Source organism: Polaromonas sp. (assembly GCF_041689105.1).
In the GTDB taxonomy this organism is placed as follows: Bacteria; Pseudomonadota; Gammaproteobacteria; order Burkholderiales; family Burkholderiaceae_C; genus Polaromonas.
The window spans coordinates 14,720-38,915 of the sequence record NZ_JBDNGU010000116.1 but is presented as its reverse complement, the minus strand read 5'-3'; the positions used below and the strand labels follow the sequence as shown (position 1 = coordinate 38,915).

20 protein-coding genes are annotated in these 24,196 nt (G+C 63.6%); 9 read left to right on the top strand and 11 right to left on the bottom strand.

Going from position 1 to position 24,196, the window contains the following annotated elements:
- Positions 1 to 59: 59 nt before the first annotated feature.
- The 5 genes from otsA to ACESMT_RS13135 all read right to left on the bottom strand — a co-directional run bounded on the left by otsA (position 60) and on the right by ACESMT_RS13135 (position 6,100).
- Positions 60 to 1,442 carry an alpha,alpha-trehalose-phosphate synthase (UDP-forming) gene (otsA, locus tag ACESMT_RS13155; RefSeq protein WP_372827047.1) on the bottom strand — a complete coding sequence of 461 codons (1,383 nt, stop codon included), beginning with the start codon at positions 1,440 to 1,442 and terminating at the stop codon, positions 60 to 62.
- 178 nt (positions 1,443 to 1,620) lie between these two features.
- Positions 1,621 to 3,462, bottom strand: a complete 1,842-nt coding sequence (locus ACESMT_RS13150) for a glycoside hydrolase family 15 protein (protein WP_372827046.1) — start codon at positions 3,460 to 3,462, stop codon at positions 1,621 to 1,623.
- Positions 3,459 to 4,226: a trehalose-phosphatase gene (gene otsB / locus ACESMT_RS13145; protein WP_372827045.1), complete on the bottom strand. Its 768-nt coding sequence runs from the start codon at positions 4,224 to 4,226 to the stop codon at positions 3,459 to 3,461. The genes ACESMT_RS13150 and otsB overlap by 4 nt, the downstream gene beginning before the upstream one ends.
- A 63-nt stretch (positions 4,227 to 4,289) precedes the next feature.
- A complete protein-coding gene (locus ACESMT_RS13140) occupies positions 4,290 to 5,561 on the bottom strand; it encodes a multifunctional CCA addition/repair protein (RefSeq protein ID WP_372827044.1) in 1,272 nt (423 codons plus the stop codon).
- 38 nt (positions 5,562 to 5,599) lie between these two features.
- Positions 5,600 to 6,100 carry an Lrp/AsnC family transcriptional regulator gene (locus ACESMT_RS13135; protein ID WP_372827043.1) on the bottom strand — a complete coding sequence of 167 codons (501 nt, stop codon included), beginning with the start codon at positions 6,098 to 6,100 and terminating at the stop codon, positions 5,600 to 5,602.
- 137 nt (positions 6,101 to 6,237) lie between these two features.
- On the opposite strand from ACESMT_RS13135, the gene glmS reads away from it, so the two are divergent.
- The 3 genes from glmS to ACESMT_RS13120 all read left to right on the top strand — a co-directional run bounded on the left by glmS (position 6,238) and on the right by ACESMT_RS13120 (position 9,341).
- Entirely contained in the window at positions 6,238 to 8,085 is a 1,848-nt protein-coding gene (glmS, locus tag ACESMT_RS13130; RefSeq protein ID WP_372827042.1) for a glutamine--fructose-6-phosphate transaminase (isomerizing), read from the top strand.
- A 228-nt stretch (positions 8,086 to 8,313) separates the two neighbouring features.
- On the top strand, positions 8,314 to 8,973 hold the full coding sequence (locus tag ACESMT_RS13125; RefSeq protein ID WP_372827041.1) for an N-6 DNA methylase: 660 nt from the start codon (positions 8,314 to 8,316) through the stop codon (positions 8,971 to 8,973).
- Positions 8,970 to 9,341 (top strand): ORF6N domain-containing protein, encoded by a 372-nt coding sequence (locus ACESMT_RS13120; protein WP_372827040.1) that lies wholly within the window; start codon positions 8,970 to 8,972, stop codon positions 9,339 to 9,341. The genes ACESMT_RS13125 and ACESMT_RS13120 overlap by 4 nt, the downstream gene beginning before the upstream one ends.
- 43 nt (positions 9,342 to 9,384) lie before the next feature.
- On the opposite strand, the gene ACESMT_RS13115 is transcribed toward ACESMT_RS13120, so the two are convergent.
- Positions 9,385 to 10,275 (bottom strand): YihY/virulence factor BrkB family protein, encoded by an 891-nt coding sequence (locus tag ACESMT_RS13115; RefSeq protein ID WP_372827039.1) that lies wholly within the window; start codon positions 10,273 to 10,275, stop codon positions 9,385 to 9,387.
- Positions 10,276 to 11,255: 980 nt separating this feature from the next.
- Between ACESMT_RS13115 and ACESMT_RS13110 the strand changes: the two genes are divergently transcribed.
- The 4 genes from ACESMT_RS13110 (at position 11,256) to ACESMT_RS13095 (ending at position 18,075) form a co-directional block, all read left to right on the top strand.
- Positions 11,256 to 11,492 carry a hypothetical protein gene (locus ACESMT_RS13110; protein ID WP_372827038.1) on the top strand — a complete coding sequence of 79 codons (237 nt, stop codon included), beginning with the start codon at positions 11,256 to 11,258 and terminating at the stop codon, positions 11,490 to 11,492.
- Between the two features lie 359 nt (positions 11,493 to 11,851).
- Complete coding sequence (locus ACESMT_RS13105) at positions 11,852 to 14,224, top strand: Orn/Lys/Arg decarboxylase N-terminal domain-containing protein (protein WP_372827037.1); 2,373 nt, start codon at positions 11,852 to 11,854, stop codon at positions 14,222 to 14,224.
- Positions 14,221 to 16,545 carry an Orn/Lys/Arg decarboxylase N-terminal domain-containing protein gene (locus ACESMT_RS13100; protein WP_372827036.1) on the top strand — a complete coding sequence of 775 codons (2,325 nt, stop codon included), beginning with the start codon at positions 14,221 to 14,223 and terminating at the stop codon, positions 16,543 to 16,545. The genes ACESMT_RS13105 and ACESMT_RS13100 overlap by 4 nt, the downstream gene beginning before the upstream one ends.
- A 3-nt stretch (positions 16,546 to 16,548) precedes the next feature.
- Positions 16,549 to 18,075, top strand: a complete 1,527-nt coding sequence (locus tag ACESMT_RS13095; protein WP_372827035.1) for a basic amino acid/polyamine antiporter — start codon at positions 16,549 to 16,551, stop codon at positions 18,073 to 18,075.
- A 21-nt stretch (positions 18,076 to 18,096) separates the two neighbouring features.
- Here the strand turns inward: ACESMT_RS13095 and ACESMT_RS13090 are convergent, their stop codons facing one another.
- Both ACESMT_RS13090 and ACESMT_RS13085 read right to left on the bottom strand, forming a co-directional pair.
- Positions 18,097 to 19,323 (bottom strand): cation:proton antiporter, encoded by a 1,227-nt coding sequence (locus tag ACESMT_RS13090; protein WP_372827034.1) that lies wholly within the window; start codon positions 19,321 to 19,323, stop codon positions 18,097 to 18,099.
- Positions 19,324 to 19,381: 58 nt separating this feature from the next.
- Positions 19,382 to 20,335, bottom strand: a complete 954-nt coding sequence (locus ACESMT_RS13085) for a cation diffusion facilitator family transporter (protein ID WP_372827033.1) — start codon at positions 20,333 to 20,335, stop codon at positions 19,382 to 19,384.
- Between the two features lie 269 nt (positions 20,336 to 20,604).
- On the opposite strand from ACESMT_RS13085, the gene ACESMT_RS13080 reads away from it, so the two are divergent.
- Positions 20,605 to 21,267, top strand: a complete 663-nt coding sequence (locus ACESMT_RS13080; RefSeq protein ID WP_372827032.1) for a Na+/H+ antiporter NhaA — start codon at positions 20,605 to 20,607, stop codon at positions 21,265 to 21,267.
- Complete coding sequence (locus tag ACESMT_RS13075) at positions 21,230 to 21,715, top strand: Na+/H+ antiporter NhaA (protein WP_372827031.1); 486 nt, start codon at positions 21,230 to 21,232, stop codon at positions 21,713 to 21,715. Before ACESMT_RS13080 ends, ACESMT_RS13075 begins: the two co-directional genes overlap by 38 nt.
- A 28-nt stretch (positions 21,716 to 21,743) precedes the next feature.
- Here the strand turns inward: ACESMT_RS13075 and ACESMT_RS13070 are convergent, their stop codons facing one another.
- From ACESMT_RS13070 to ACESMT_RS13060, 3 genes are all read right to left on the bottom strand, one after another.
- Positions 21,744 to 23,096 (bottom strand): DUF2254 domain-containing protein, encoded by a 1,353-nt coding sequence (locus ACESMT_RS13070; RefSeq protein ID WP_372827030.1) that lies wholly within the window; start codon positions 23,094 to 23,096, stop codon positions 21,744 to 21,746.
- 148 nt (positions 23,097 to 23,244) lie between these two features.
- Entirely contained in the window at positions 23,245 to 23,550 is a 306-nt protein-coding gene (locus ACESMT_RS13065) for a hypothetical protein (RefSeq protein WP_372827029.1), read from the bottom strand.
- A gap of 41 nt (positions 23,551 to 23,591) precedes the next feature.
- On the bottom strand, positions 23,592 to 24,113 hold the full coding sequence (locus ACESMT_RS13060; RefSeq protein WP_372827028.1) for a peroxiredoxin family protein: 522 nt from the start codon (positions 24,111 to 24,113) through the stop codon (positions 23,592 to 23,594).
- Positions 24,114 to 24,196 lie beyond the last annotated feature (83 nt).

The window sequence follows — 24,196 nt, the reverse complement described above, 5'->3', positions numbered from 1 at the left end:
TTTTGCCTGAGGCCGGGAGAACCGGCTTCCAGCCGGTTTTAAGCGGGCGTTATGCGGCTCTAATCGGATTCCTTGCCGGTAAGCGTTTCCAGGAAACTGGTGCGCCACCAGTGCACATCCTGCTGGCGGATGCGTTCCAGCAGCTTTTGGTGCCTGTTCTGGCGTTCTTTCAGCGACATCTGCAGCGCCATCTGGATACTTTCCGCCGTGCCGTGGGTGTCGTAGGGATTGACCAACAGGGCCTCCTTGAGTTGCTCGGCCGCGCCGGCAAAACGCGACAGCACCAGCACGCCGGGGTCGGCCGGGTCTTGCGCCGCGATGAACTCCTTGGCCACCAGGTTCATGCCGTCGCGCAACGGCGTCACCAGGGCCACGCTGGCTGCGCGGTACAGGCCGGGCAGGCGCTTGCGCGCAACGTTGCGGTGGATGTACCGCACTGGCATCCAGTCCAGCTCGCCATAGTCGCCGTTGATGGAGCCGCACAGGCTTTCCAGCTCCTGGCGCAGGCCGGAGTAGGTGTCCAGCGCCTCCCGGCTCGGTGAGGCGATCTGGATCAGCGTGGCGCTGTTGAGGTTTTCAGGGTACTGCTGCAGCAGCCGGCGAAAGGCACGCAGGCGCTGCGGCAGCCCCTTGGAATAGTCGAGCCGCTCCACCCCCAGCAGCAGGCGGCGGCGCGAGTACTCGTCCTTCATGCTGTCGAACATGTCGTGTGCTTCCTTGCCGTGTGTCAGCGCGACGAACTCGTCGACGTCAATGCCGATGGGAAAGGCCTGCGCATGGACGGTGCGGCCAAAGGCGCGGAACTGGTGCTTGTCCAGCGTCTCGGCACCGGCTTCCTGGCCCACATAACGCGAGAAATGGTCCACATCGGACTGCGCCTGAAAGCCGACCAGGTCGTAGGCAAACAGGGACCGGATCAGCCATTCGTGCTGCGGAATTGCAGCCAGGATCAGCGGCGGTGGCAACGGAATGTGCAGGAAGAACCCGATGCGGTTTTTGCAGCCCATGGCACGCAGTTCTGCCGCCATCGGGATCAGGTGGTAGTCGTGCACCCAGATGATGTCGTCGGGCTTGAGAAGCGGCATCAGTTTGCGCGCCATCATCTGGTTCACGCGCCGGTAGCCGCCGATATAGCCAGCGTCGAAGTCGGCCAGGTCCAGCCGGTAGTGAAACACCGGCCAGAGCACGCCGTTGCTGTAGCCCAGGTAATAACTGTCGTAGTCCTCGCGGCACAGGTCTACCGTGCTCAGGGTCACATTGCCGGCCTGTTGGGTGTGCATGTCCCCTTCGCCCGGGGTGCCGCCCTCGATGGTGGTGCCGCTCCAGCCGAACCACAGGCCGCCATTGATCGACAAGGCGTCGCCCAGCGCGACCGCCAGGCCACCCGCCGCCGTCTTGCGCGGGTCGGCAACGCGATTGGAAACCACCACCAGCCGACTCATGGCGTACAACCTTCACCAACAGCAGATGCCACAGAACCGGCTTTGCCGGGCTGTAGGCATCGCCCCCAGCAAGGGGGGAAGGGGCTACACGCAGTGAGCCTCCGACGGGGGTTTGCCCATAACTCAAGGGGGGAAGGGGCTACACGCAGTGAGCCGCCGACGGGGGTGAACTTGCCCTTCATACCTTGCTATCCCATGGTGCGGAGAGCCGAACCGCAGCATTGATGATGCCCACCATCGAGTACGTCTGCGGGAAGTTACCCCACATCTCGCCGGTCACAGGGTGGGTGTCTTCCGACAGCAGTCCCAGGTGGTTGCGGGCGGCCAGCATGGTTTCGAAAATCTCGCGCGCCTGTTCCTTGCGGCCTATGCGCGCGAGCGCGTCGATGCGCCAGAAGGTGCAGATGTTGAAGGCGGTTTCGGGTTTGCCGAAATCATCCGGCGCTTCGTAGCGCCGCATGTAGGGGCCGTCGCACAGGTATTTTTCCAGCGCGTCTACCGTGGCGACGAAGCGCGGATCCTTTGGGTCGATAAAACCAACCTCGATCATCAGCAGCACGCTGGCATCCAGGTCGCGCCCGCCGAAACTTTCGGCAAAGGCCTGGCGTTCCTCGCTCCAGGATTCCCGCAGGATGCGCTCGCGCATGACATTGGCGTGATCGTGCCAGTAGGTGGCCCGGTCCGGTTGCTTCAGGCTCACGGCGATCTTGCCGAGGCGGTCGCAGGCGGCCCAACACATCAAGGCCGACGAGGTGTGTACGCGTGCGCGCGTGCGCAGCTCCCACATGCCGGCGTCAGGCTGGTCGTAGTTGCGCACCGCCTGTTCGCCGACCGCTTCGAGCCGCAAAAACTCGGCCGTCCCCGCGCGGTGTAGCAGGCGCTGGTCGTGGAAAGCCTGGGCCGCGCCCAGCACCACATTGCCATACACGTCGTGCTGGAAATGCTCTTGCGCCTGGTTGCCCACCCGCACCGGCCCCATGCCCCGGTAGCCGGCCAGGTGCTCGTACATCGCCTCCGGAAGCTCCCGTTCGAGCCCGATGCCGTACAGCGGCTGGATATGGCCGCCGCCGGACTGCACCACCACGTTGCTGAGCCAGCGCAGGTAGTCTTCCATGGTGCCGACTTCGGACAGACTGTTGAGTGCGCGCACCACAAAAAACGCGTCGCGCAGCCAGCAAAAGCGGTAGTCCCAGGTGCGCCCGCTGTTGGGCGCCTCGGGAATGCTGGTGGTCATGGCCGCGACGATGGCGCCGGTGTCCTCGAACAGCGAGAGCTTGAGCGTGATGGCCGCGCGGATCACGGCGTCCTGCCACTCCAGCGGCAGGTGCAGGCGCTGGCTCCATTTGCGCCAGTAGGTGAGGGTTTCTTCCTCGAACAGGCGCGCCGTGTCGGCAATGCCGTCGGTCAGCGACTCATCGGCGCCCAGCAGAAAATTATGCTCGCGTGTCAGCACAAAAGGCTGCCTGGACAGCAGGTGCGAGAGGGGCGCATCGGTGTTGAGCCGCAGCGTCAGCGCATCGCCGACAAAACGCAGGTGGTTGCTGCCCTGGGTCACGACCGGCCGGGTGCGGCCCCAGTCGTAGCGGATGTCCAGCGACACCCGGATGCGCGGGGCGCCGTGCAAGGGTTTGACGCGGCGCACCAGCGTCATGGGCCTGAAAAAACGCGAGTGCCGGTAAAAGCGCGGCGCGAAGTCGGTGATCTCTATGGCTTGGCCGCTGGTGTCGAAAAGCTGGGTGCGCAGCACGGCGGTGTTGTGTTCATACCATTGTTTGCTGTGCGAAAAATTTTCGATCTCGATGGCAAAAGCGCTGCCTTGATCGCTGGGGTCGAGCAGGGCGGTGAACACCGGGTCGGCATCGAAGCGGGGCAGGCAGCACCAGACGATGCGCGCGCGCGCATCAACCAGTGCGCTGAAAGCGCAGTTGCCGATGACGCCGAGCGAGAGCGAAGGTGGCGCCGGTGCCGCGAACGTGGTGGGTGGGGCGGAGGGGGCCGAAGCGGCCGGTGCAGCGCTCATGAGGGCAAACTTTCGGGGTGCGAAACCCGGGGCTGGGCCAGCGCCGACTGCAGCCAGGCCGCCAGTTCCGACACACCGGGGCAGCGGTGGCTGGCCACACTGGGTCCCGGCCCGACCTTGACCGCGTACCCGCCCATGCGCTGGACCTGGTCAAAGCCGTCTTCGTCGGTGACGTCATCGCCGGCAAAAACCGGAACACGTCCGGCAAACGGCGCCTCGGCCATGAAGGCGGCTATCGCCGTGCCTTTGCTCACACCCGCGGGCTTGAGGTCAATCACGCACTTGCCCTGCATCAGTTGCAGGCCACTGCTTTTGGCCGCCGCCTCGCTCATCACCTGCAGACACAGCGCTTGCAGTTCAGGCGCTTGTCGGTAGTGCAGGCTGAACGCCAGGTTTTTGTGCTCGAACTTCAGGCCGGGGTGCTGTGCCGCGAGTTCTTCGGCAGCCTTCAGCACATGGCGCAGGTCTGTGGCCGGGGCGCTGATCATCTGGCCGTAGGCGTTGCGGCGCTGGGCGCCGTGTTCGACTGCCATCGGCAATTGCAGGGGCGCAAGAAAGCCGTCAAGGTCCAGCATGCGGCGCCCCGACACCAGCGCGACTGCGCCGCCCAGCTGCCCGTACAGGGCTGCCAGGGTACTGGTGAGCGTGGGTGGGATGGTGACAGCTTCAGGCTGCGAGGCCAGCTCGACCAGCGTACCGTCAAAGTCCAGAAAAAGCGCTGTTTCCGGCGCGATACGGGGAAGCATTTCGTAAGACATGTGCATTGAAAGTTACCTTAGCAGAATCCTTGCCAGACGCGTGTAGGCCGGCGCCGTCTCTGGCCCCTCTCAGGCTGGGCCGGTGACTAGCCAGGCCTGCACGGCGGCTACCCGCGCGGTGTAAATCACTTCGCCGATTTTCAGGCCCGACAAGCCGGCGGCCTGCGCTGCCTGGGCCACCGGCTCGGTAGCGACGGCCTGTGCGGCCTGCAGCGCCTGGGTCAGCCTGTGGCGCTGCGGGTAGAGGCTGTCCTGCAGGCCCAGGCGGCCCCGCGCATCACATTCGCAGGCCAGCAGGGCGGCGGCAAAACGCTGGGGCTTGCGAAACGCGTCGCAGCGCTCGAGCAGCCGCACCAGTGCAGGCGCACCGAACTCGCCACTGCGGTGGATGTTGCCGTGTTCACGCGCTACCACCTCGGCCAGTTCCCGGCAGTCGGTGGGCACGCGCAGCCGTTCGCACACCCCTTTGAGCAGGCGCGCACTGCGCTCTTCGTGGCCGATGTGTCGGGGCAACACGTCGGCTGGTGTTGTGCCTTTGCCCAGGTCGTGGCACAGGCAGGCAAAACGCACCGGCAGGCTGGCCTGCAGGCGCGCCGACATGTCCAGCACCATCATCAGGTGGATGCCGGTGTCCACCTCCGGGTGGTACTCGACGCGTTGTGGAACGCCCCAGAGCTTGTCGACCTCGGCCAGCAGTTTTTTCAGTGCGCCGCACTCGCGCAGCACCTCGAACATGCGCGACGGCGTGCCCTCCATCAGGCCGCGCGCCAGCTCCTGCCAGACGCGTTCGGCGACCAGCGCATCGGCTTCGCCTTCGCTGACCATGTCGCGCATCAGCGCCATGGTTTCGGGCGCTACCGTGAAGTCCGCAAACCGCGCGGCAAACCGCGCTACACGCAGGATGCGCACCGGGTCTTCACGAAACGCGCTGGTCACGTGGCGCAGCACCCTGGCGGACAGGTCGTCCTGACCGCCATGGGGATCGATCAGCGTTTCTTTATTTATATCAAATGGGCCGTTAGCCCTTTCGGGACGGGCGCGAACAGCTATTGAATTGATAGTAAGGTCGCGTCGCGCCAGGTCTTCTTCCAGCGTCACATCGGGCGCGGCGTGAATCTCAAAGCCGCGGTAACCGCGTGCGGTTTTGCGCTCGGTGCGGGCCAGAGCGTATTCCTCACGCGTTTCGGGGTGCAGGAACACCGGGAAGTCCTTGCCGACCGGCAGGTAGCCCTGGGCCGAGAGTTCTTCAGGGGTGGCGCCAACCACCACCCAGTCGTGGTCCTGCACCGGCAAGCCGAGCAAGGCATCGCGGACCGCGCCGCCGACCATGTAGATGTCCATGGTGCAAGTGTAGGCGCAGCAGGGCGGGTAGGTGTGAGTTACGCAGGCGTCAGCAACTGCAGCCTGGGCTCAAACTTGGCGCGCTTGATGCTGAAGAACGCCTTGACGTTGCGCACATTCGCATCGCTCGTAAACAGCCGCTGCGCCAGCGCGAGGTAGCCCGGCATGTCGCGTACCTGGACCACCAGCACAAAGTCCGGCCCCGGCGAGACGCGGTAACACTGCTGCACGGCGCCGTCCAGCACCGCCCGGGCTTCAAAGGCCTGCTGCTGCTCGGTGCCTTGGTGGTCAAGCGTGATCTCTATCAATGCCGTGAGTCCGTGGCCCATCGCGCTGGCCAGCTTGTCGGCGTTGAGGATGGCGATTTCCCGCTCGATCAGGCCGGCATCACGCAAGCGCTTGATACGGCGCAGGCAGGTGGGCGGCGAAATGTGCACGCGCGCCGCCAGCGCCTGGTTGCTCTGCGAGGCATCGTCCTGCAAAAGTTCTAGCAGTCTGATGTCAACAGCATCCATGCCGAAGTCAGTGAGTTCTTTCATAAACATGCCTTTATAGAAATATTGTTTCAATAATATATATTTATGAAATTTAATTTCTAATTTATCCGAATATAGAGCACTCATGAAAACACCAAAGACCTAACATTCGGCCATCTCAATGTCTTCAGGAGTTGTTTATGTGCGGCATCGTTGCGTCAGTTTCGACAAGAAATATTGTTCCCATCCTGGTCCAGGGCCTGCAAAGGCTGGAATACCGCGGTTACGACTCCTGCGGCGTCGCCGTTCATGCTGGCGGCCTCAAGCGCGCACGCAGCACCTCGCGCGTGTCTGATTTGATGGAGCAGGTCAGCGCCGACCACATCGAAAGCGGCACCGGCATTGCCCACACGCGCTGGGCCACACACGGCGCGCCCGCTATGCACAACGCGCATCCGCATTTCAGCCACGGCGCGGGTGACGCTTCGCAAAAGCCCGGCAGGGTCGCGCTGGTCCACAACGGCATCATCGAAAACCACGACGAGCTGCGCGCTGCGCTGCAGGCCAAGGGGTATGTGTTTGCCAGCCAGACCGACACCGAGGTGATCGTGCACCTGATGGACAGCCTCTACGACGGCGACTTGTTCGAGGCCTTGCAGGCCGCCACGGCGCAGCTGCGTGGTGCCTACGCGATAGCCGCGTTCTGCAAGGACGAGCCGCACCGTGTGGTGGGCGCCCGCTCTGGCTCGCCGCTGATTCTGGGCGTGGGCAAAGACGGCAGTGAAACCTTTCTGGCCAGCGACGCAATGGCACTCGCCGGCGTGACCGACCAGATCCTCTACCTGGAGGAAGGTGACCTGGTCGACATCCAGCTTGGCAAATACTGGATCATCAACCGCGAGCACAAGCGGGTCGAGCGTGAAGTCAAGACGGTGTTGGCCCACAGCGGCGCGGCCGAACTCGGGCCGTATCGCCATTACATGCAAAAAGAGATCTTCGAGCAGCCGCGCGCCATCGCCGACACGCTCGAAGGCGTGGCAGGCATCACGCCTGAGCTGTTTGGCGACGGCGCCTTCCGCGTGTTCAAGGACATTGATTCGGTGCTGATTCTGGCCTGCGGCACCAGCTATTACAGCGGCTGCGCCGCCAAGTACTGGCTGGAGTCAATCGCCCGCATCCCGACCCAGGTCGAGGTGGCCAGCGAGTACCGTTACCGCAGCTCGGTGCCCAACCCCAAAACGCTGGTGGTGACCATCACGCAAAGCGGCGAAACCGCCGACACGCTGGCGGCGCTGCGCCATGCGCAATCGCTGGGCATGACGCAGACCCTGACCATCTGCAACGTGGCCACCTCGGCCATGGTGCGCGAATGCAAGCTGGCCTACGTCACGCGCGCCGGCGTGGAGATCGGCGTGGCGTCCACCAAAGCCTTCACCACGCAGCTCGCAGCCCTGTTTTTGCTGACGCTGGCGCTGGCGCAAGTCAAGGGCCGTCTCAGCGAAGAGGACGAAAAAAATCACCTCAACGCCATGCGTCACCTGCCCGCCGCCCTGCAGGCCGTGCTGGCGCTGGAGCCCCAGGTGATCGCCTGGGCGGAAGACTTTGCGAAGATGGAAAACGCGCTTTTCCTGGGCCGCGGCCTGCATTACCCGATTGCGCTCGAAGGCGCCCTCAAGCTCAAGGAGATCAGCTACATTCACGCCGAGGCCTACCCGGCCGGTGAGCTCAAGCACGGCCCGCTGGCGCTTGTGACCAGCGCCATGCCGGTGGTCACCGTGGCGCCCAACGACACCTTGCTGGAAAAACTCAAGAGCAACATGCACGAGGTTCGCGCGCGCGGCGGCGTGCTGTATGTGCTGGCCGACGCCGACAGCCGCATCGACAGCAGCGAAGGTATCCACGTCATCCGCATGCCGGAACACTACGGCGCGCTCAGCCCCCTGCTGCACGTGGTACCGCTCCAGTTGCTGGCGTATCACACGGCGCTGGCGAAGGGGACGGATGTGGACAAACCCCGGAATTTGGCGAAGAGCGTGACTGTCGAGTGACAGTAACGAGTGCGCGTGAACCCACTGCGGGGTTTTGTGGGCACTCACTTGCGAAGCAAGTTAGGTGACCACACAACGCCCGGCAATCTTGCCAAGGGCGTGACTGTGGAGCAGCAGACTCAACCACTTCGCGCGCCGGCGGTCTATCATCCCAATATTGCCGTCCGGCCAACAGTTCTTGCGGACCCGAGGCGGCGCCTCCTACACCGGATATTCCGCAGTCAACCTATGAGTCTCGTCAAATCCAAACAACGCGTCGCTGACCACGGTGAGGTATTCACCCCTGCATGGATGGTCGAAGCCATGCTTGACCTGGTGAAGGACGAAACCGAGCGGATTGACTCCCGCTTCCTGGAGCCAGCCTGCGGCAGTGGCAATTTCATGATTCAGATACTGCGACGGAAACTCGCAGCCGTTGAACTCAAATATGGCAAATCCGACTTCGAGCGGCGACATTACGCACTACTTGGGCTGATGTGTATCTACGGCATTGAGCTGCTAGCCGACAACATCGCCGAGTGCCGAGCCAACATGTTGGAGGTGTTTTCTGAGTACCTCAACCTGGAAGAGACGGATGACTTGTACTTTGCCGCATCCCATGTGTTACTACAGAACATAGAGCACGGCGACGCATTGACCATGCGCGACCAGGGCGGTGAGCCCATCACTTTCTCCGAGTGGGGCTACTTGGGCAAGGGCAAGTACCAAAGGCGCGATTTCCGCTTCGATGTGCTTACCGGCTCGTCGGCCTTCAGCGCAGAGGGCTCGCTCTTTGCAGACCTGGGCAAGCACGAAATTTTTGTACCCGTCAAAACCCACCTGCCCATGACGTTACGCGAGCTGGCTGCCTTGCAAGCGCCTGCGATGTCAGCAAAATCAAGCGCATGACCAATATCGTCCCCCAACCAGAAAATCTGGCCCAGCTCGTTTTTCTGGTTCGTGGCGAAAAGGTATTGCTGGATGCCGACCTGGCCATGCTTTACGGCGTGGAAACCGGCGCGTTGAACCGGGCTGTCAAACGCAACATCGAGCGGTTCCCAGCTGACTTCATGCTGCAACTGACCCCTGAAGAGTGGGAAGACTTGAAATGCCAAATTGGCATCTCAAGTTCAAACGTCGCCGCAACCAAGGTCAAGAAGCCGGGGGTCATAAGGTCGCAAGTTGCCACTGCAAGCGCCCACGGCGGTCGCCGGGCCATCCCCTATGCGTTCACTGAGCAAGGGGTCGCCATGCTGTTGGGCTGTTTACGACTTTGATTGCGCGGAATAGAGTTCCACCACCGTGAGGCTTCGATGTGTGTCATCGTGTGTCGGGGTCTCGCTTGCGTTGGCCGGTCGCATTCCTGACGTTCTGCTTGCCGCCGGCGTCGTGTCGTTTAATGAGCGCGTTGATCTCCGAGCCAAACAGGATGGCCAGCCCTGCAATGTAGAGCCACATCATCAGCACCATGACGGCGCCGACGCTGCCGTAGGTGGCGTCGTAGTTACCGAAGCTTTGGGTGTACCAGGCAAAAGCCAGCGATGCGACCAGAAGAACGACGACTCCGGCGACGCTGCCTGCCGTGATGAACTTGAATTTCTGCTCGACGTTCGGTGCAAGGTAGTAGATGACCGAGAACGCGAGTTGCAGCCCCGCCAGGATGATCACCCAGCGAAAGACGATGAAGAACGCCAGCAGCGCGTCGCCGAAGCCGAAACGCGAGGCCAGCCACTCCTGGATCTGGCCGCCCAGAACGATGAGCGAGAAGCCGCCCAGCACCAGAACCACGAACAGCAGGCTCAGGGCGATCGCCACGAGCCGAGCTCGCAGGAAGCCGCGCCCCTCATCGACGTCATAGGCGATGTTGAGCTGCTGCATGATGGCGTACATACCGGTGGAGGTGGCCCACAGCGCAGCGAGAAGACCGAACGAGAGCAGGCCACCACGTTGTTCTCGTGTGACCTCTTGAACGACCCCCGCAAACATGTCGGCGGCGCTCGCCGGCAGCGCCTGGCGCAGTAGTTCCATGATCGCCTGATCGACGTTCGCGATGGGCAGGTACGGAATAATCGCCAGCACGAAGATCATCGCCGGAAAGATCGCCAGCATCAGGTAAAAGCCCAGCACCGCAGCACCGTTGAGGATGTCGTCGTCAACGGTTTGTCGATACAGCTCTTTCAGAAACTGCCTGGTCGTCGCGAGTGTTGACATCTGCTTGCTCCTTGGGACCTCGACGTCGGGAGGCTGAGTAAATGAGTGCTCCCCCTGGGATCCGACTCCCCGGGCACCTCTGCTGAGATCATCTCATGCGGCGCCAGTGTCGGCAGTGCGGACCGCTCTTTCGCCGCCATCGCTGCGCCCGTCCACTGGCACCGCCAGGATCGCTCTGGGCCTGTTCATCTGGCTGCCGGCAGAGCAAAGGTGGTCAGGGCGCAGATCACGGAATCGAAGCTTGGGACCAGTCTGTCGGGGCAGGGCGGTCATTGCTGTCGGCACCCTGGTTTCGCCTGACGCAGGACGATGGAGCTGTCTCTCGACATCTGCGTAGATCGTCGATCCGCTTGGCCTTGGTCGTTGCCCCGCTGCGACCCGGACGCGAAATTCTACGCTCAAACTCGGACAGCGCGCAGTCGAAGGCCGAGGCGCTGCTAGGCGCCGATGTCGCTTTGCTCGGCGCAGGGTTCGCGCGTAGTCGACCATCACCTCGTGGCGGTGGGTGGCGTTCCCGAAACTTGCTGGGCCGTGGGCCCGCAGCAATGGCGCTCATCTGAGCTGATCGGTGACCACGTGCAGCTCAAGGAAGGCGTCCGTTATGCCTGCGTGCGCGATCTGATCGTGTCGTACGCAGGAAGGACAGCTCCAGGCGGTGATCGTCAGTCCTGACGTCGGCTACGTCCGCGGCATGCGCGGCTAGTACGCCTATCCGTTTTATGGCTACGGCTACGGTAGGAACCCGGGTAAACCGCACGACAACCTTCCCTATGGCAAGGCTGACATCGCCGACCTGGTTCCCTGCGGCAACAACAAGAGGTGATGCGGAGTGTGCAAACTTCAGGCCTGTACATCGGCGGGTCGCTGTCCACTGAATGCGAAAGTACCCGTCAGGCGCCATCCAGAAATGATCGGTCTTTTCCTACAGCGGCCGCGCCGCATGCGGCGTAAATTGGTCTCTTTCAACACAGGAGTACTACATGACCAGTCCCAAAGACAATACCAAGATGACCGGAGACACCCATCTGGCCGAGATTGAGTCGAACCAGCCCGTCGAAGAGGGTTCGCCAATCGGCCTTGGCACCCGGGGCATGCAAAGTGGCCTCGTCGGCCATACCGTCAAAAAGGCCGGGGTGATTACCGATGGAGAGAAGCGTCCGGGCATTGATGAACAGTCTGACGACCGTCGCGGAACAAGTGGTGAACCAGGCGCATGAGGGCATAGCGTCGAGCTGTCATTCCCGGCATTTGTCAAGGACTAACAGCAACTGCTCTCGGCCCTTCTGCCGCGCGGACTCTCAGGAGCCTGCGCAGTTCAAGGGGCAATGCGGAAACAAGCCTTATCCGGATGATGTATTGCCCCCTTGACACCAAGCCGAAGATCAGCAGGAACGCACGGTGCGAGACCGACCGGGCCCTAAGTGCGTCAGCGCACAGATCGATGCGATGCAGCCGGTCAGACTCGCCCGCGGTATGCGCGTAGTCCCTTGCCATGGGGGCACGTCACGGTGCACACCCGGTGTGATCCATGTTGCCGCGGGTATTCCTTGCCGCTGAACTCACGAAACCATTCGACATGTCCGTCCCCTACCACGCACTGTTTCACTTCCTGCTGTACAGCCCGGCCTACAGCCAGGCACCCATGAGTCGGGAAGCCGGTCTGGTCCAGCGCCTGGTCGACGCACTGGCCGGATACGTCTACCGGTGCGACGTCGTCCCGACCCTGGCCGGCGCTCGGGCTGCCGCAGAGAGCGACATGGCCATCGGCTGCTTCCTGCTGGCGATCGACGGCCCGGATGAGGCCAAAGTCCAGGAGCTGGTCCACACGATCCGCCACAAGCGTGGCCTGGACACGCCGATCTATCTCTTGAGCGAAATCACCGGCATCGAGACGTTGTCGCTGCTGCCCCTGGGCGAGGTATCGGGCTACATCTACCTCGACCATGAGACGCCAACGTTTTCCGCCAAGGAGACGATCTTCGCGCTGGAGCGTTATGCGGACAGTCTGAAGCCGCCGTTCTTCGGCACGTTGATGGACTACGACTACGAGGGCAACCAGATGTGGGCTTGCCCGGGGCACCAGGGTGGCGCCTTCTACCGGCGCAGCCCCGCCGGCCGCCTGTTCGTCGAGCACCTGGGCGAGGCGATCTTTCGCAACGACATTGACAACTCGGTACCCGAACTCGGCGACCTGTTGACCCATGTCGGTCCGGCCTTGGCGGCGCAAAAGGCGGCGGCCAAGGTATTTGGCGCCGACCGGACCTACTTTGTACTCAACGGCACCTCGACGTCGAACAAGGTGGTGACGGCGGCGCTGCTCAAGCGCGGCGATCTGGTGCTCTTTGATCGCAACAACCACAAGTCCAACCACCAGGGGGCACTGCAGCTGGCGGGGGCAATCCCTATCTATTTGGAGACCGATCGCAACCCGCAGGGGCTGATCGGCCCGATCGACTTCGACGCGCTCGATGAAAAGAGGCTGCGCGAACAGATCCGCACGCACCCGCTGGTTACCGACAAGAACGCGTGGCGACGCGAGCGGCCATTCCGGCTGGCGATCGTCGAGCAGTGCAGCTACGACGGCACGATCTACAACGCGGGCAGCCTGATCGGGCGTATCGGCCATTTGTGCGACTACGTGCACTTCGACGAGGCCTGGGCTGGGTTCATGAAGTTCCACCCGCTGTTTGCGAGCCACTTCGCGATGGGACTGGAAAATCTCGATGCGTCGAGTCCGGGCATCGTCGCCACGCAGTCGACCCATAAGCAACTCGCCGGCTTCTCGCAGGCCTCGCAGATCCATGTGCGGGACGAACACATCAAGGGGCTTGCGCGGCGTACCGAGCACCGGCGCTTCAACGAGATGTACATGCTGCACTGCTCGACATCGCCGTTCTATCCGCTGTTCGCCAGCCTGGACGTCGACGCGCAGATGCACAAGGGGCGCAACGGCATGGTGCTGTGGGACGACGCGATCCGCATCGGCATCGAGGTGCGCAAGAAGCTGCGCACACTGAAGAAGCAGTTCATCGCTGACGCGAAGGACGCGCGCGGCGCCTGGTTCTTCGACCCCTTCGTGCCCGACGTCGTGACCATCGACGACTCGGCGTTCAGCCCACCGCTGGCCGGCGTGCCCTGGGAGGACATTCCCACCGATGTGCTGGCCCGCGAGAGCGCCTGCTGGGCGCTGACACCCGGAGCTCGCTGGCACGGCTTTCGCCATGCCGCACCCGACTGGGCCATGACCGACCCGAACAAGCTGACCCTGCTCACACCCGGCTTCGACCGCGAGACCGGCGCCTACAGCGAGAACGGCATCCCGGCCACGCTGCTGGCGGCCTATCTGCGCGAGCACAACATCGTGCCCGAGAAGTGCGATCTCAACAGCATCCTGTTCCTGCTGACACCGGCGGTCGAGGCCGGCAAGAGCGCATCGCTGATCTCGCGGCTGGTCGCGTTCAAGGCTCTGTACGACGCAGATGCGCCGCTCGCGGACGTGTTGCCGTCGACGATCGCGCGTTATCCGGTGCGTTATGCCGGCTACACGCTGGCGCGCCTGTGCGACGAGATGCACGCTTTTTATCGCGAAAACGACATCGCCAAGCTGCAGCGGCTGTGCTTCCGCGACGCCCATTTCCCCGAGCAGGCGTTGTCGGTCCAGGCGGCGTCGGAGGCGTTGGTCGCCAACCAGGTCGACTATCTGCCGTTGTCGCAGTGCAAGGGCCGCATCTCTGCGACGCTGGCGCTGATCTATCCGCCCGGCATCGGCATCATCGTTCCGGGGGAGCGGTACGACGACCGGGCGCAACCGATGTTTGATTACTTCCTCGTCTTCGAGGAGGCCTTCAACCGCTTTCCCGGTTTCGAATTCGAAGTGCAGGGCGTGTATGCCGACGACGTCGATGGCCGCGTCGTATTCCACACCTACGTTGTGCAGGAACCAAAATGAATCCGATCTCCGAAGCGCCAGGCAAGAGCGTGCCGGGCATTCTCTATCGGCGTCGCGTCCTGGTCGTGCACAACGGCGTCGACGGCGCCAACGCCAGTGGACGGGCAACGTCTGTCCTGATCGCTGCGCTGCACGATCGGGACATCGATGTCATCGAGGCCGCATCCGTCGGCGAGGCAACTGCGCAGATCGCGATGCACTCCCTGCTCCAGGCGGTGTTGATCGACTGGGATCTGGCCGGCGCGAAGGACCATGGTGGCGCGCGCAAGGTGATCGCCGCCGTGCGCTCGCGCGCGCTGCATCTGCCGATCTTCCTGCTGGCCGCCAGTGGTTCGGTCCACGACATGTCGGCCGAGGTGCTGGCCGAGGTGAACGACTACGTATGGCTGTTCGAGGACACCGCGGACTTCATCGGCGGTCGCATCGACGCCGCTATTGATCGCTATCGCGCCACGCTGCTGCCGCCGATGTTCAAGGCACTCGCCCAGTTCGCCGGTCGGTACGAGTATTCATGGCACACGCCCGGACATGCGGGTGGCACCGCATTCATGAAGCACCCGGTCGGCCGCGCCTTCGTGGAGTTCTTCGGCGCGGAGCTGTTCCGCTCGGATCTGTCGATCTCGGTCGCCGCGGTGGGTTCGTTGCTGGACCATTCCGGGCCAATCGGCGAGGCTGAGCGCAACGCGGCGCGCGTGTTCGGCGCCGACCGAACCTATTTCGTCACCAATGGTTCGTCGACCTCGAACCGGATCATCCTGATGGCGAGCGTGACGCGCAACCAGATTGCCTTGTGCGATCGCAACTGCCACAAGTCGGTCGAGCATGCGATGACGCTGTCGGGCGCCATTCCGACCTACCTGATGCCCGCACGCAACCACCTCGGCCTGATCGGGCCGATCCCGTCCCGGCGCCTGAGCGCGTCGGCCGTGCGCAAGAGCATCGCGGCCAACCCGCTGGTGACCCCGGCCATCGATCCGCACGCCGTGCATGCCGTGATCACCAATTCGACCTACGACGGCCTGTGCTACGACGTCGAACGCGTTGAGGCGCAGCTCGGCGAGTCGGTGGATCGGCTACATTTCGACGAGGCTTGGTATGGCTACGCGCGTTTCCATCCGCTGTATGCCGGGCGCTTCGCGATGCGCGGCGATCCTGCAACACTGCGCCCTGATGGCCCGACAGTATTCGCCACGCAGTCGACGCACAAGCTGCTCGCAGCGCTGTCGCAGGCCTCGTACATACACATCCGGGACGGCCGTCGACCGATCGCACATGCACGCTGCAACGAAGCGTTCATGATGCATGCGTCGACCTCGCCGCAATATGCCATCATTGCCTCGAACGACATCGCCGCAGCGATGATGGACGGTCCGTCGGGTGAGGCATTGACCGGTGAGGCGATCACAGAGGCGATTGCGTTCCGACAGACATTGGCGCGACTGAAGACCGAGTTCGATGCACAGGGCGACTGGTTTTTCGGCGTCTGGCAGCCGGACACCGTGGACGAAGGCAAGGGCCATCGCAAGACACCGTTTCACCTCGCCGACGCGAAACGGCTGGCGCGCTACCCCAAGGCCTGGACACTGCGACCGGGCGATGACTGGCACGGCTTCCCCGATCTCGAAGATGGCGACTGCATGCTCGACCCGATCAAGGTCTCGATCGTCACCCCGGGAATGGGCCAGGGCGGCAAGCTGAAGTCCGGCGGCATTCCTGCGCCGCTGCTGACAGCCTACCTCGGCGCGCAAGGCATCGTCGTCGAGAAGACGACCGACTTCACGTGCCTGTTCCTGTTCTCAATGGGCATCACGCGCGGCAAGTGGGGCACGCTCGTCAATGCGCTGCTCGGCTTTCATCGCGACATGGCCGCCAACACCCCGGTCGAGCGGGCGATCCCTGAGCTGGCCGCGGCCCACCCGGTGCAATACGGCGCCCTCGGGCTGCGCGACCTCGCCGACACCATGTTCGCGGCGTTTGCAAAGCACAAGACCACCGCGTTCATGTCGGCGGGTTTCGGGGTGCTGCCGGTGCCGGTGCTGTCACCGGTTGAGGCCTACGAGCGGCTCGTCAACAACCGCGTCGAGGCCGTGCCGCTGACGCAGATGCCCGGCCGCACTGTCGCCACTGGCGTGGTGCCTTACCCGCCGGGTATTCCACTGCTGATGCCGGGCGAGAACGCCGGCGAAGCGGACGGTCCCTTGCTGGGTTATCTGCTGGCGCTGGAGGCCTTCGATGCCGATATGCCGGGCTTTGCCCACGACATCCACGGCGTCGAGATCGTCGACGGCGAATATCGAATTCTGTGCGTTACCGAGGACTGATCCATGACTGCCACCACGAATGCCCCAAACGCCGCTCCCAAAGGGGGAAACCCGTCTCCCGCTGCCGGCTCGACGGCTGCTCACAAGCTCGGACTTGTCTCGATGACTTTGCTGGTCATCGGCGCGATGGTGGGCGGCGGCGCCTTCAACCTGCCGCAGAATATGGCGCAGAGCGCGGGGCTGGGGGCGGTGCTCATTGCCTGGCTGGTATCGGGTCTGGGGATCTTCTTTCTGGCCCGTACCTTCCAGGTACTGGCTGACATCAAGCCCGAGCTCACCGCAGGCATTTACATGTACTCGCGCCAGGGTTTCGGCAAGTACGCCGGCTTCCAGATCGCGTGGGGCTACTGGCTCTCGTCGGCCTTTGGCAACGTCGGGTTTGCGATTCTGCTGATGGCAACGCTCAACTACTTCTTTCCGCCCTATTTTGAGGGCGGTAACACGGGGTTGGCGATCGTGATCGGATCGAGCGTGTTCTGGCTCATGAACTGGCTGGTGCTGCGCGGCGTGAAGAGCGCGTCGGCGCTCAACGTCATCGGCACCGTCGCCAAGTTCGTGCCGCTGCTGGTCTTCGTCGGCGTGGTCGCGGTCTCCGTAAAGGCAGGCTTGCTCACGGCCGACTTCTGGGGGCGGGTGACCGAGAATGCGGCCGGTGCCAAGCCCTTGGGCAGCGTGCTGGCGCAGGTCAAGAGCACGATGCTTGTGACGCTGTGGGTCTTCATCGGCATCGAGGGTGCCGTGGTGATGTCCGAAAAATCGGATGCCAAGACGGTGAGCCGGGCCACGCTGCTGGGTTTTTTCGTGACTGTGCTGCTCTACGTGTTGATCTCGGTGCTGCCCTTCGGCGTCATGACGCAGGCGGAGCTGGGGGCCATCGCGCCGCCCTCAACCGCAGCCATTCTCGGTTCCATCGTCGGCAAGTGGGGCGAATATTTCGTCAACGGCGGGGTGCTGATCTCGGTACTCGCGTGCTGGCTGGTGTGGACCATGCTCACCGCCGAACTGCCCTGGGCAGCCGCCAAGGACGGTGCCTACCCGAAGGTCTTTGCAACCACCAACAAAAACGGGGCGGCATCGGTTTCATTGTGGGTTTCTACCGTTGTTATGCAGGCGATGATGCTCTTGGTGTACTTCTCTAACAACGCCTGGAACGTGATGATTTCGATCACCGGCGTGATGATCCTGCCGGCCTACATCGGCGCCACTGTCTATCTGTGGAAGCTGATGGCGCAGGGTCAGTACCCTGCCACCGCCAAGATCGGCAAAACCGCTGCGCTGGTCAGCAGCATTCTCGGAACGGTGTACGGCGTGTGGCTGGTATACGCGGCAGGGGTCGAGTACATGATTGCCGGTGCGGTCTTCTTCGCCTTGGGCAACCTGGTTTTCATGTGGGCGCGCAGGGAGCACGCACCGGGTGAGGCGATGTTCACGAAGATCGAGATGGCCGTGGCGTTGACGCTCGTTGTGCTCGGCGCAATCGCGATGTGGATGTTGTTCTCGGGGCATCTGACGAAGGTGTACACGCCCTGACGAGTGGCCCGAGACGGCGCATCACGACGCGCGCACCACCCGACCGATGGTCAGGCCCTGCACCAGGATCGAGAACACCACCACGCAGTAGGTCAGCGCGAGCACGGTGTCGCGGTGCGGGCCGACCGGCAGCGACAGTGCCAGTGCCACCGAGATGCCGCCGCGCAAACCGCCCCAGGTCAGCACGCGCCAGGCGCCCGTCGGCAAGCCGAAGCGGACGCCAAGTGCTGCAACTGGCAGGCCCACGGCGAGGCCTCGCGCGAGCAAAGTGACGACGATGGCCACCGCACCCGCGACAAGCACCGGCACCGAAAAGCTGATGAGCAGCACTTCCATGCCGATCAGCACGAACAGCACCGCGTTGAGAATCTCGTCCAGCAACTCCCAGAACATGTCGAGGTAGTGGCGCGTGGTGTCGCTCATGGCCAGCGCGCGGCCCTGGTTACCGATGATCAGGCCGGTGACCACCATCGCCAGCGGCCCGGAGATGTGCAGGCGGCTGGCCAGCGCGTAGCCGCCGGTCACGGCGGCCAGGGTCAACAGCACCTCGACCTGGTACTCGTCGACGCTCTTCAGCATGCGGTAGGTGACGTAGCCCAGCACCAGGCCAAAGGCGATGCCGCCGCCCGCTTCGCGCGCCAGCAGCGCCAGTGCCGAGCCGGCGGTGGGTTCGCTGCCGCTGACCAGCATGCCGAGTAGCAGCGTAAAGATGACGATGCCCACACCGTCGTTGAACAAGGACTCGCCAGCTATCACGTTTTCGAGATTCTTCGGTGCGCCGGCCGACTTCACGATGCCCATCACCGCGATCGGGTCAGTGGGTGAAATCAACGCCCCGAACAGCAGGCAGTACATCAACGGCAATTCCAGGCCCACCCAGGGCAGCGCTGCCCAGATGCCGTAGCCGACGATCAGCGTGGACACCAGGGTGCCGATCAACGCCAGCGAAGCCACGGGCCACCGCAGCGCCTTCAATTCGCTCAAGTCCACATGCAGCGCGCCGGCAAACAGCAGCAGCGACAGCATGCCCTGCATCAGCACGTCGGAGAAGTCGATCGAACGCAGCAGCGATTCCTCGTAGGTGCGCAGGGCGTGCGACACACCGACGACGTCGAGCGCGACGATCGCCAGCGAAAGACCCAGCGCGATGACCATCACCCCGATGGTCGTTGGCAGGCGCACGAAGCGATAGTTCAGGTACGCAAGCAGCGCAGTCACGACGAGGCAGGTGGCGGCAATTTCGAGCATGGGTGGGTCTGTGGTGGCGCTGCGATGGTTTCGGTCAGTGCAGGCGGGCAAAGGCCCGTCACTCGATCCGCGTGGCGGCGACCTCGCCTGTTCCTGCGACGGCCGACAGGTCGATGCGATTACGCGACTCGATGTAGATACGCGTGATCTTCGGAAAGCGCTCGCGGATCGCGCGCTCGATGCGCTCGACGGCGGCGGCTGCATCGTCAGCAACCACGCCGTCGGCGAAAACGACGTCGAGCGCCAGCAGCACGTCGTCGGCGCCGATATACATCGTCAGCGGCAGGCCCGCCTTTTGCACCTGCGGCTGCTGCTGCGCGATGTCGCGGATGGCAGCTGCGGTGTCGGGCCGCACCCCCTCACCAACCAGCAGGCCACGCGATTCGCGGATCAGCAACACCGCCACGCCCGCCAGGATGCAGCCGATGACGACCGAAGCCGCGCCGTCGAGCACCGGCATGTTCAGACTGTGGCTGGCCCAGACGCCCGCAGCGGCCACCACCAGGCCGGCCAATGCGGCCCCGTCCTCGGCCAGCACGGTATAGACGGCGGGGTCCTTGCTGCCGTGCAGAGAGGACCAGAAGGGCCGTCCTGCCGACTGGCGGCGGAACTGGCGCAGGGCGACCAGGAAGCTGGCACCCTCGAACACCGCTGCCATGGCCAGCACGACATAGCTCCATGTCGGGTCGGTGAGCGGTTCGGGTCGGCGCATGTGCATCACGCCTTCGTAGATCGACATCCCGCCGCCCAGGCCGAAGACCAGCACCGCCACGATCAGGCTCCAGAAGTACAGCTCCTTGCCACGGCCGAAAGGGTGTTCTGGCGTCGCCGGCTTCTTGGCCATGTGCAGGCCGACGAGCAGCAGCCCGCCGTTGCCGGCGTCGACGGCCGAGTGGATACCTTCGGAAAGCATTGCCGAGCTGCCGCTGAAGCCGGCCGCAACGAACTTCGTCACCGCGATCGCGACGTTGGCGGCAATGGCGCCATAGACTGCGATTTTGGATTCAGCCATGCCGCAATGCCCCCAGCGCCAGGCTCGCCTGGGAACGTGTGTCGGGGGTGTGAGTAGTCTTCATGTCGCGCGCAGTCCTGAACGATCATCCAGTTTGCCCAGCTCGAGTGACCGCGTCTGTAGGACAGCGCACACACTCGAGCGTTCCGTAACCCACCTTGCAGCCGCATGGTGCGACAAACTGTGCTGATGATTCCCCTACACGCGAACCTCCCGCCATCTACGCTTAAAAAACGGCGCACGGGCACGGTGCCCGTCACCTGCGAACCATGAAATCGGGCGGTCTGGCGCGTGACGAAGAGTTGCTGGGTCGCACAAAAGCCGAGCGCGCAGGGGATCGCGTGGTGCGGCCGTTCCAGCTGTTCGCACAACAACAGCCCTCCGGAGGCCTGGTACTGCTGGGCTGCGCCATCCTGGCACTCGCCTGGGCCAACTCGCCGTGGGCGTGGCCCTACGAGCAAATGCTGGGTGTTCCGCTGGGCATTTCAATCGGCGACCAGACCTTGCGCCTGGACCTTCGCCATTGGATCAACGACGGCCTCATGGCGATCTTCTTCTTCGGGGTCGGGCTCGAGATCAAGCGCGAGTTTCTGGTCGGTGAGTTGGCCGAACGACGCAAGGCGATGCTTCCGATCGCGGCCGCTGTCGGCGGCATGGTGGTCCCGGCGCTGATCTATGCCGGGTTCAACTTCAATGGCGCCGGCGCCAAGGGTTGGGGCATCCCGATGGCGGCCGATATCGCCTTTGCGCTCGGTGCGCTGGCTGCCCTGGGCTCGCGCATCCCCGAAGCGCTGAAGGTCTTCCTGGACGCACTGGCGCAGGTCATTCGCCGCAGCGCCGACGACATCGAAGCCAAGGCCCTGGACAAAGAGCCCGACGCGATGGATCCCGATTGTGTCGCCATCGTCGGCGCGATCAGGGGGCAGCCTTGATGCCGGCACCGCACCGCTGCAGCGTTTCGAGCATGTGGTGCAGCCATGGGTCTCCTACGGCATCCTGCCGGCATTCGGTTTGTTCAATGCCGGGGTCGCGATTGATGCTGCGGTGCCCGGCACGCTGCCGACCGCCGTGCCGCCGGGCATCATGGTCGGGCTCGTGCTCGGCAAACCCGTAGGCATTGGCCTGGCCAGCTGGCTGGCCGTGAAGACCGGGCTGGCCGAACTGCCCGAAGGGTCGACCTGGCGGCACCTCATCGGCACCGCCTTCCTGGCCGGTATTGGTTTCACCATGGCGCTGTTCATCAGCGGTCTGGCGTTTGCCGGCACGCATTTCGAGCGCGAGGCCCAACTCGCTGTCCTGATCGGTTCGTTGCTGGCCGCGGCGATCGGTATCGCCATTCTGCTGACGGCGAAAGCGGCGCAGGCGCCCGGCCCGAAGTGAGTGGTTGATTGCGAGACTCTTTGTTACGTCAACCGTGAGGCTCGCGCAGCGCCTGTGTCGCCGCCATGAAGGCCGCCTCGACGTCAAGCAGATCGTCCGGTTCCGGCACAGCTTCCCGCGCCGCTCTGATGATCATGCCGCTATGGCGCTGGAGGCAGGCCGCGTCCGGCGCGCGTTGCACCTGGCCTGCGACCTGGGTGATGGCATCGAGCATGCGGATCGCAACGGCAGGGTTTGATCGGGCGCTTTGCCTGATCTGGTTGAAGGCCGCGTCCGCGATCCCTGCAAACGAGGGCTCCGGCGCCACAAGCCGCAGCCTCCCGTGCTGGTCGAATCTCAGAGCTGACGGCATGTCGCGTCGCGCCAGTCGGCACAGGCCCGATCCCAGTCGATCCACGCAGGCGATCGCCGTGAAAGGGTCGTTGATGCCCGGGGACAGCGCTCGCACGGCGATCTCGACCAACTGCTGGAAGGAGAACTCGATATCCTGGGTGGCGGTGCGCTGGTTGCCGAGCACGAAGGCGGCGTTCAGCTTGTCGACCAGCGTTTCGGTGACGCGGTCCCCGGGCCAGACCATCACCATTGCCCGGCCCTTGACGAGGTAGTGCCCGGGCCGGCGCTCCAGCCGAAGCAGCAGATCTTCCTGGCTGGCCAGCGCCATCAGGGCCTCGGTATCGATCTGTTGGAGATAGCCGTCTGCTAGAGCGCCCACAGGACGGGCCTCGCGTGCAAACGCCGCTGGCAGGCCCGCGTCGCTCGGCGCTTTCGAGACTTCGGACCCAGGCTTGCCGAGGTGGCCCGGAAACAGCCTGTCGATCCCGTCCGCGAGTTCCCTGCCGACCCGTGTCACGACCTCATCGGCCTGGATCGAGACCGAGACATGGTGGATGAAGTAGATCAGCACCCCGATACTGATAATGGCCAGCAACACGCCGATACTGACGGAGAGATGAGGCACGAAGGCCACCTCGTCGGCGCGCCGGACGGCGCGCAGCACGAGCAGACAGTACAAGAACGTGGCCACGAAGGTGCCCAGCACCACCTGGTTGGCGGTGTCGCGCATGAAGTTACGCAGCAGACGGGGGCCCAGCTGGGACGAGGCGAGCGACAGCGCTACCAGCGTCATCGAGAACACGGTCCCGGCGATGGCGATCATCGACCCGGCCACGGTGCCTAGCAGCAGGCTGGCACCTTCGGCGCCACCGGAATAGATCCAGCCCAGGCGCTGCACCCAGTCTCCAGCGATGGCCGTGGCGACAATGGCCTTGTCAAGCTCGACGGCGCAGACGGCCAGCACCACGGCCAAGCACGCCATGACCGTTGGCACGAACCAGAAACTGGATCGAAGTCCATACCAATACTTCAGGAGCAAAGTTTTCATGAATGCCTCGCTTCAATCAGCCAGCCTCGCCCGAAGCGCCCATGCTGGCGCTAAGCGGGCCATCCCTACAGTGTAAATTCTCGAACAGAAGCGCGCTGTTCGTCCTCCTGCATCGGTCCCAGCCTTGCTTTCAGGCGTTCACGGCATCTTACGCGCGGACCGCGCGTCGCATCGCCGCGAACTCGTGGAGCGTCGCGCCACCGTTTGCCTCGGCCGTTTTCAGCCAGGCCTGCAGGTCAGCCACAAGTTGTTCGCCGGACGCGCCGGTCGCGCTGGAGAGCGTCCGCAGCCGCCGCAGTCGTTCGCGCATCGCCATCAGTTCGGCAAGCGTCTGGTTGCGGTGCAGGAAAATCGTGACCGCGACGATCTGCCAGCCGCTGAAACTGCCAAGTCCGTGCACGAGCCAGTCGAATAGCGCGTCGTGCAGTGTGGCCAGAAGTTCGGTCGCATACATCGGGAATCCTCAATGATTCAGCGTGGTTTGCGGGTGCCGCGCTACTTGGTCGAGCGGACCGCCTTTTCCACCTCGCTGAGTTTGGCGTCGTTTGGCCCGCCCTCGACGCGCGCGATGACCTTGCCTTGCTTGTCCAGCACGAATACGAATGCCTTGGCACTGTCGCGCGGGATGTTCAACGCACTTTCGAGGTTCGACTCGCTCAAGATCCAGGTCAGGTCATGGTAGCGCGCCGGGATTTTTTCTTTGGCCCTGCCGATCGCGTCTTGCTCGCTCATGAAGAACGGCAGGTCGATCGCGAGGACGTCTCGGATGCGCACCTCGCTCTGTTCGACGTTCTTGCGCAGCGCTTCGGCCCACAAGCGGGTGTCCTTTGCGGCATCCGTGCTCGGCGTGACGATCAGGATCGTCGGCTTGCCGATCAACTGGGCGGCGCTGACTTTTTCACCAGTTAGCGCGGTCGCCGTGAAATTGGGGATCGGGCTGCTCGAGAGCTGCGACCAGGCGCCGATCGGTGCCAGCAGCGCAAGCAGCGCAAGCGCACGCGTGATGGATTTTTTCATGCAGGTTTTCCGTTTTGCATTGCTGTGAGAGGAGCCGGCTGCACAGACCAGTCTCCGGTTAAACCTTAGCCTACGCCGGACCT